Origin of the sequence: Anaerophaga thermohalophila str. Valhall, assembly GCF_000250735.1 — a bacterium.
Taxonomy (GTDB): Bacteria; Bacteroidota; Bacteroidia; order Bacteroidales; family Marinilabiliaceae; genus Anaerophaga; species Anaerophaga thermohalophila_A.
In genome coordinates this window covers 1-6171 of record NZ_AHZV01000365.1, presented here as the reverse complement: position 1 = coordinate 6171, position 6171 = coordinate 1, and the positions used below count along the sequence as shown (strand labels likewise).

Genomic DNA, 6171 nt, shown 5'->3' with positions numbered 1-6171 from the left:
TTAACAACCACTCTGCTTATGAAGCATTTAACTTAACAAAAAAAGCCCGCTGCAACTGTTTGGCGACATGCAGCAGGCTTATTAATCAACAAATGATGTTTAATTAACACTTCAAAATTATGAAATTTTTCTCATACTTCATGGGACAGTTACCGGTGTGTGCTGCTTCCCATTCCCCTCCATGAATTGAACTTACCGGGAGATATATATTAATGAGAGAATGAGGGAATTATTGAATGAGTGAATGAATTGTGGTTGAGGATACTGAGAAGTTAGAAGTTATAGGCTGGAGGCTGGATGCTGGAAGTTAGAGAGGCTCACCATCACATTTCCCTGCCCGCCCGTCCTTCTCGATCGATTAAGTTAATCGGAATTTCCGAAAGCCTTAATCGAAACTTCCGAAAGCCTTAATCTCAAGAATCGGTTAAGTTAGGGTTTGCTGAATAATACTTAAATAATTAATAATAAATTATTTAAGTCGCATAACTACATTTAAGGTGCAAGGTTTTTCATGCAAATCATTAAAAATGTTTTCACCTGTAAATCAATAGATCGTGAGATTTTTAGATATAAGATGTAAGATGATTTTTACAACATTAATATACTGCATTTAAATAAACAAACCTCTTTAGACGCAAACAATTGACTTGCAGTGTATTACAAAATTTAACAAATTATTGTGTAAATGTTAATTGTCAACCTATCACAATTCAAAAGAATGTTGTAATAATGAACGACTTTATCTATTTAAAAGGCGCGGTGGCCCGTCCGCTTTCCGGGCCGGCGGATGGCGGGAAGCCAAAATGGGCGACGTTCATGGCCTTGTGCAATGGCCGGAAATTTTGGCTTTCGCTGGGAGCCAGGTTTAAGCGGACCAGATTTTTTCGGCAGCCTCTAAGTTAATCCTCAAAGATGGAACGAGGGAGATAATGATTGAATAAATGAGTGATTGAATGAAAATATATTATTCTCTCATTTAATAATTCTCTCATTCAGTAACTCTCTCATTCTCTCATTTCTTAAATCAGATATCTCTCATTAGTGGCCTTGCTATGTCCTTATGTGAAGTAATTTTTTCCAATCAAACAATTATTAATCAACATTTTAAAAATAAGAAGTCTATGAAAATGAAACAAAATTTACATACCTGCCTGAAAGGTATATTGTTACTACTGTTTCTGCTGTCCGGGTCTATATTACCGGGGCAGACAGGTCAAAACGGCCGGACAGTAAGCGGCCGTGTTACCGATACTCAGGGTGAGCCCCTGCCGGGTGTTAACATTGTTGTAAAAGGAACCACAACCGGCACCATTACAGATGTAGATGGCAATTATGAACTGAATGTTCCCGACCCTTTCAATGCCGTATTGGTATTTAAGTTTATAGGATTTGCCGATAGCGAAATACCTGTTAACGGACAGTCGCGAATCGACGTGGTGATGGAAGAAGATGTCATTGGCCTTGATGAGGTGGTAGCCGTAGGTTATGGTGTAATGCGCAAAAGCGACCTTACCGGCGCTGTATCTTCTATCAAAGCCGAAGAAATTGCCAACAATCCTTCCAATAATGCCCTGGAAGCGCTTCAGGGAAAGATCAGCGGACTGGATATGACACGTACCAGCGGTCAGGCAGGTTCAGGTCTCAGCTTTCTTCTCCGTGGCGAACGGTCGTTGCAGGCTTCCAATGCCCCGTTGATACTGGTGGATGGTATTGAATATGGTTCAAGTATGGATATAAATCCGACTGACATTCAATCGGTGGAGGTATTGAAAGATGCTTCTTCTACGGCAATCTACGGATCACGTGGTGCCAACGGCGTAATTCTGATCACCACCAAACGAGGGAGGCCGGGCGATACTAAAATATCGGTAAATGCCTATTATTCCTTCAATACCCTTAGCGGTATGCCCCGGTTTATGAGCGGCCCGGAGTATGTGCAACTGAAGCGCGATGCGTATGCATCAGCCGGTGAATGGAACGGCCCGGAGGATGATGCTAACATTTTCGCGCCTCTCGAACTGGAATATATCCAGGATGAGCGATTTGTCGACTGGATGGACCTGATCTTTCACGACGGAGCTACGCAAAACTATGAAGTGGCCATGAGCGGTGGTAACGATAAAACCGTTTATCAGCTTTCTTTCGGACTTATGGATGAGCAGGGATTGCTTGAAACCAATGATGCGTTCAGGAGATACAACGGACGCCTTACTCTTGATCATCACGTGAAGGATAATCTCCAGGCAGGGGCAAGTATTCTGTACACATTTAAAGACCAGGACCAGAGATATGCCCCCTTTAATATGGCCGGAAAAATACTGCCGATTGCAAAACCCTATAACGACGATGGTACGGTTAATCCATATCCGGCACCCGGCTATACTTCCCAAATGAATCCTTTGCTCGACGATGTGGATGGCGCGGTTACCGATAATTACGAGACCAGCCGTTTTTTCGGCACTTCGTTTATTCGCTGGGATATTGTTAACGGTCTTACCATTGAGACCAACCTGGGGGTAGATCATAAAACACTGAGGCACGGTTATTTTATGCCAAACAAACCCTTAATGGCGAAGACAAAAGCTCTATGTCGGGGGCGGAAATTACGACAAACCGGAATCTTACCTGGGAGAATACGCTTAATTATCAGGTCAACCTCGGCAGATATCACGATTTGAATGCACTGGCCGGCACCAGTACTATTGACCGGCGCAGGGAGTATTTTACCTCATCGGGCCGTGATCAGGCTTCACCCACCACCGGGTTTTACGACCTGAGTTCTAATGCGGGTGAGATACAGATTGACAGTGAGCTTGTTGAAGAACAGATGGCCTCTTTCTTCGGGCGGCTTAACTACAAATATGCCGATAGATATTTGCTCACTGCATCTGTACGAGCCGATGGTTCTTCGGTTCTGGCCGAGGGCAACAAATGGGGCTATTTCCCCTCTGTGGCAGCAGCCTGGCGTATTAGTGAAGAAGGATTTATGTCGGGTGCCTCTGCATTGTCGAACCTGAAACTTCGTCTGAGCTGGGGAGAATCCGGCCAGAGTGCCATCGAGCCCTATTCAACACTGGGCGGTTTAGGTCCTTCCACGTATGCTTTTTACGATGCGCCTGCTTATGGATACTATCCCCGCGATATTTCCAACCCCGATCTGAAATGGGAGACAACCGAGGTAATGGATGTCGGGCTCGATTTTGGTTTCCGGGGCAACAGACTTTCGGCTACCATCGATTACTATCAATCGAAAACACGCGATTTGCTTATGTCCAGGTTATTACCTAATACTACCGGATTTTCGTCCGTAATGGAAAATGTAGGGAAGACCGAAGGCGAAGGCGTTGATTTTTCTCTGTCGTCTGTTAACGTTAATACTTCCGATGTCAGCTGGAATACCGATTTTACTTTTACCTGGAACAGGAACGAAATTGTGCAGCTGAGTGGCGGTGTCGATCGCGATGTAGCCAATAACTGGTTTGTTGGTGAACCTATCTCGGTGAATTATGATTACGACCAAACAGGTATCTGGCAACTTGATGAGGCCGACGAGGCTGCTGTGCATGGACAACAGCCCGGTGATATTAAAGTGGCCGATGTGGATGGTGACGGGGAAATTACTCCCGACGATCGTGTCGTGTTTAACCGTTCGCCTAAGTATACCTTTGGACTTACCAACCGCGTATCATACAAGAATGTAGATTTGTCTGTTTTTATTTACGGTCGGTTCGGTCATTATTTCGATTACGAGTATTACCGTTTGTTTAAGTCAGATGCCCTCGAAAACGGCGCAGCCGTTGATTACTGGACCGAAGACAATCCTTCCGATAAGTTCCCCGGTGCCAATAAGGACCTGAGTTACAAGAACAGGGCTTATTACAGTTCCTTAGGACATGTGAAAGGCGATTTCTGGAAGATCAGGGACATTAGCCTGGCCTATAATTTTCCCGATAAAGTGCTTAGTTCACTCAACTTGTCTAAACTCCGGTTTTATGTAACACTCAAAAACCATTTTACATTCAGCGACCTGGACGACTATGACCCCGAACGGGGCGGAAGCCTTAACTATCCGCTGACGAAGCAAACCGTGTTCGGTTTCAACCTGGAGTTTTAATGACAGGAAGGCTTTTAGACGCAAAGATGCTAAAACGCTGAGTAAATTTTGATTCGGGTATCATTAGTCCGTTAAAAAAAGCAAACATGAAACGTGCATGGCAAGGTTTTGCTACAACAGATCATTAGATTTTTAGATATAAGATGTAAGATGTAAGATGAAATGAACATAGATAGGTTTACCACAAAAATATTATGTATAAATCTTATATGCGAGTTTCATCAGACCAATAACTTAGTTAAAATTTTGTACAAATGAAAATTAAAATTCTGATAACCATATTGATAACCTTCACATTTTTATCCTGCGAGGATTTTCTGAAGGAAACCAATAAGAGCGGTTTAACAAGCGATCCGTATTACACGACCCCCGATGGAGTTGAGAGCCTGGTGAATGCCTGCTACACACCGCTGAGATATTGGTATGGAAGAGAAGAGGCTTCCAATTTTACAGCTACCGGTACCGATATTGTTACCAAAGCCGCCGGACACACCAATACACCGGTCAATGATTATTCAACCGATTTCAAGGCCGATAATGGTGGGCTTAACAATTTGTGGGCATGGCTCTACAAAGCCATTAACTTCTGCAATACTGCCCTGGCACGCCTTGAAGAAGTGGAGATGGAGAACAATGACGTTCGCGTTGGAGAAGTTTCGTTTCTCCGGGCTTTCTATTACTGGCATGTGGTTGAAATGTGGGAAAAAACGCATTTCTCTACCGGGGAGTCGCAAGGTGTTATTACCACGGCCAATGCGACAGAGGTGAACGCTATATATGATCAGATATTCGATGACCTGGATGTTGCCATAGCCAACTGCCCCGGGGAGAAAGAAAGAGGCGGTCGCATCACCCGTTGGGCTGCCAAAGCCTTTAAAGCAAGAATGTTGTTGACCCGTGGTCAGGGAGAAGATGCTGCAACCCTGGCCAAAGAGGTGATAAATTCAGGCCCTTTTGAGCTGTTCGACGATTATGAAGCGTTGTGGGATATGAGCAACAGCGAGGGGTCAGCCAACAGTGAGGTGATCTGGTACGTCAATTATTCCACCGATCATTTACTGAATCTCGAACTCGACAATGAAGCACAGATTCGGAACGGGGGAAACAACCTTCACCTGATGTATGCCATGAAATATGACGATCAGCCGGGCATGACACGCGATGTATTGAATGGTCGGCCGTTTAACCGTTACATGCCAACCAGGTTTATGTTGGAGTTGATGGATCAGGAAAATGATCAAAGATGGGCGGGCTCGTTTAAGTGGATATGGATTATGAATGCGCCTGAAAACAGGGGAGAGGAGTATCCGAATATGACCGACACGGCTATCTGGACCATTAACGGATATGCCACCCCCGGGCAACGGGCCCGGGCCGAAGGCCGTTACCAGATTTTTGATCTCAGTGATGTTTATGATGAAGACGGCTCTGTTAAAAATCGTAAGCAATATGTTCAGATAGACAAGTTCAGTGATCCCACAAGGGCTTCCAAAGGTGAAGATCGCAGTTCCCGCGATGCTTTTGTTATACGTATCTCGGAAATGTACCTGATTGTGGCCGAAGGATTAATGGACAGCAACCCAACAGAAGCGCTTGATTATCTGAACCGGTTGCGCCGGCAAAGGGCTGTTCCGGGGCACGAAGCAGCCATGGAAGTCACGGCCGGTGACCTCAATATCGATTTCCTTCTTGACGAAAGAGCCCGTGAGTTTGTGGGGGAACAGCTTCGCTGGTTCGACCTGAAACGTACCGGAAAACTGGTAGAACGTGTCAGAGCTCATAATCCCGATGCCGCTCCCAATATCAACGAAGGACATACTGTGCGTCCCTATCCGCAGGATTTTCTTGACGCTATTACCAATAAAGATGATTTTCCGCAACGTGAAAATTATTAATTGATAAACCCTGTGGATGAGGTTGTCTGAAAAGACTATTTTTTACTCTGTGAGACGATGTGTCTACTCCGTGAAGCTCTCTGAAACAAAAAAATACAGAGAACGGCACAAAGGATGCAACGGGTATCACAGCTTGTCCCGAACATCTTCGGGAGAGTTTTT

Annotated in this window: 4 protein-coding genes; all 4 read left to right on the top strand. The window is 44.8% G+C overall.

Annotated elements, in window-relative coordinates; translation table 11 throughout:
- Nucleotides 1-729: 729 nt before the first annotated feature.
- Nucleotides 730-903, top strand: coding sequence for a hypothetical protein (locus tag OQ5_RS23700; RefSeq protein WP_016779082.1), 174 nt, complete (start codon nt 730-732; stop codon nt 901-903).
- Nucleotides 904-1121: 218 nt separating this feature from the next.
- Complete coding sequence (locus tag OQ5_RS23975; RefSeq protein WP_218054582.1) at nt 1122-2678, top strand: SusC/RagA family TonB-linked outer membrane protein; 1557 nt, start codon at nt 1122-1124, stop codon at nt 2676-2678.
- On the top strand, nt 2588-4114 hold the full coding sequence (locus OQ5_RS23970; RefSeq protein ID WP_218054581.1) for a SusC/RagA family TonB-linked outer membrane protein: 1527 nt from the start codon (nt 2588-2590) through the stop codon (nt 4112-4114). The genes OQ5_RS23975 and OQ5_RS23970 overlap by 91 nt, the downstream gene beginning before the upstream one ends.
- 254 nt (nt 4115-4368) lie before the next feature.
- Nucleotides 4369-6009: a RagB/SusD family nutrient uptake outer membrane protein gene (locus OQ5_RS0119395; protein ID WP_016779081.1), complete on the top strand. Its 1641-nt coding sequence runs from the start codon at nt 4369-4371 to the stop codon at nt 6007-6009.
- Nucleotides 6010-6171 lie beyond the last annotated feature (162 nt).

Coding starts and splice junctions, on each gene's coding strand:
- OQ5_RS23700 (WP_016779082.1), top strand. CDS start 730: ATGAACGACTTTATCTATTTAAAAGGCGCGGTGGCCCGTCCGCTTTCC.
- OQ5_RS23975 (WP_218054582.1), top strand. CDS start 1,122: ATGAAAATGAAACAAAATTTACATACCTGCCTGAAAGGTATATTGTTA.
- OQ5_RS23970 (WP_218054581.1), top strand. CDS start 2,588: ATGTCGGGGGCGGAAATTACGACAAACCGGAATCTTACCTGGGAGAAT.
- OQ5_RS0119395 (WP_016779081.1), top strand. CDS start 4,369: ATGAAAATTAAAATTCTGATAACCATATTGATAACCTTCACATTTTTA.